A 1270-nucleotide genomic window follows, 5' to 3' on the forward strand; every position below is an offset into this window, starting at 1 on the left:
GTGGAGTTGCCCCGGTGGGGCGGACACGGGGTTTTAGGCAGCTGGGGCCTGAACGTAGCTGTTTCGGGCTTCGGCTGGGGTGTTCTGGCCGACGGTGGAGTGCAGTCGTTTGTGGTTGTAGTAGCGCAGGTAGCGGAACACGTCCTGGCGGGCCTGGGCCCGGGTCCGCCAGATCGTGGCGCCGATCTCGGTTTTCAGGGTGGCGAAGAAGGCTTCGGCGACGGCGTTGTCGTAGCAGGACCCGACCCGCCCGATTGAGGGCCGGATGTTCTTCTCGGCGAGAGCGGCCCGGAACTGGCCGGAGGTGTATTGGACGCCGCGGTCGGAGTGGAACACCGCGTCGGGCTTGATGAGGCCGCGGGCAGTGGCCAGATCGACAGCGTCGCAGACCAAATCGGTGCGCATGTGCTCGGCCATGGCGTGCCCGACGACCTCGCGGGTATGCAGATCGATGACGGTGGCCAGGTAGAGCCAGCCTTCGAAGGTGGGCAGGCAGGTGATGTCCCCGACGAACCGCTGCCCTGGTTTCTCGGCGGTGAAGTTCCGGCGGATCAGGTCACCGACCGGGGTAACCGGGCCGGCCGCCGGCCGAGTCAGCGTGCGGCGTTTGCGGCGGGTGATCCCGGCCAGCCCATGCTCGCGCATCAACCGCTCGACCCGCTTGTGATTCACCAGATGGCCGCGGCGGTGCAGCTCCGCGGTCACCCGCGGCACCCCGTAAGCGCCCCGATGTTCGGCGTGGATCGAGGTGATCAGGGTGAGCAGTTCCTGCTCGGCCTCGGCCCGCGCCGCCCGGGCCGTCTCGGCGGCGACCCATTCGTGGAAGCCCTGCCGCCGCAGCCCCAGGACCTGGCACAACCGCTTCACCCCGAACGCGGGGCGGTGTTCGGAGATGAACCGGTAGCGGTAGCTCATCGATCCATCTCGCGCGCAAAATAGGCGGCCGCTTTGCGCAGGATCTCCTTCTCTTTCTGCAGCTCAGCGACCTGCTTGCGCAACCGTGCCACCTCATCGGTCACCGCCGGGTCCTCCGCCGGCGGCCCGGCCTCGGCGGCCTGCTTGGCCACGTTCACCCACGAGCGCAGGGTCTCGTGGTTGACCCCCAGCTCGCGGGCGATCTGCCGCAACGGCCGGTCGCTGGAGTTGACCAGCTCGATCGCGTCCCGACGGAACTGCTCCGGATACTTCGACCTGCGCGACATCAGGACATCCTCCCTCCAGACCACTGTCTGGAATCAAGGTGTCCGGCCCCACGGGGCAACTCCACGTG

Annotated in this window: 2 protein-coding genes; both read right to left on the reverse strand. The window is 68.0% G+C overall.

Features of this window, described 5'->3' with window-relative positions; translation table 11 throughout:
- Positions 1–33: 33 nt before the first annotated feature.
- Positions 34–915, reverse strand: coding sequence for an IS3 family transposase (locus ISP_RS46030; protein ID WP_013229482.1), 882 nt, complete (start codon positions 913–915; stop codon positions 34–36).
- A complete protein-coding gene (locus ISP_RS46035; RefSeq protein WP_013229481.1) occupies positions 912–1202 on the reverse strand; it encodes a transposase in 291 nt (96 codons plus the stop codon). The genes ISP_RS46030 and ISP_RS46035 overlap by 4 nt, the downstream gene beginning before the upstream one ends.
- Between the last annotated feature and the right edge of the window lie 68 nt (positions 1203–1270).

This window comes from Amycolatopsis mediterranei (assembly GCF_026017845.1).
GTDB lineage: Bacteria > Actinomycetota > Actinomycetes > Mycobacteriales > Pseudonocardiaceae > Amycolatopsis > Amycolatopsis mediterranei.

Excerpts from the sequence above, each read along its gene's own strand:
- ISP_RS46030 (WP_013229482.1), bottom strand. The coding sequence starts at position 915 with ATGAGCTACCGCTACCGGTTCATCTCCGAACACCGCCCCGCGTTCGGG.
- ISP_RS46035 (WP_013229481.1), bottom strand. The coding sequence starts at position 1,202 with ATGTCGCGCAGGTCGAAGTATCCGGAGCAGTTCCGTCGGGACGCGATC.